The 295-nt window shown below is 51.5% G+C and carries 2 tRNA genes; both read right to left on the reverse strand.

The features are described 5' to 3' along the window. Positions 1 to 83 precede the first annotated feature (83 nt). A tRNA-Ala gene (locus V3W27_RS28100) sits at positions 84 to 159 on the reverse strand. Positions 160 to 188: 29 nt separating this feature from the next. Continuing rightward, a tRNA-Ile gene (locus tag V3W27_RS28105) sits at positions 189 to 265 on the reverse strand. Positions 266 to 295: the final 30 nt, after the last annotated feature.

The following is a 295-nucleotide window of genomic DNA, read 5'->3' on the forward strand; positions in this document are numbered from 1 at the left end:
CTAATCAAAAGACTAGAAATCAGCATTCACCATCACAGCGATGGAATGCTCATTTCTAAGCTTTCAAACTTCAGAAGCAGTGGTGGTGGAGCCAAGCGGGATCGAACCGCTGACCTCCTGCGTGCAAGGCAGGCGCTCTCCCAGCTGAGCTATGGCCCCGTATTTCTACAGGTTTCCCACACAAAAATTGGTGGGTCTGGGCAGATTCGAACTGCCGACCTCACCCTTATCAGGGGTGCGCTCTAACCAACTGAGCTACAGACCCAATTTCGGGCTGCTTCTATCGTCTTCTTCA

The organism is Pseudomonas sp. AM14(2022) (assembly GCF_036346455.1).
GTDB lineage: Bacteria > Pseudomonadota > Gammaproteobacteria > Pseudomonadales > Pseudomonadaceae > Aquipseudomonas > Aquipseudomonas putida_A.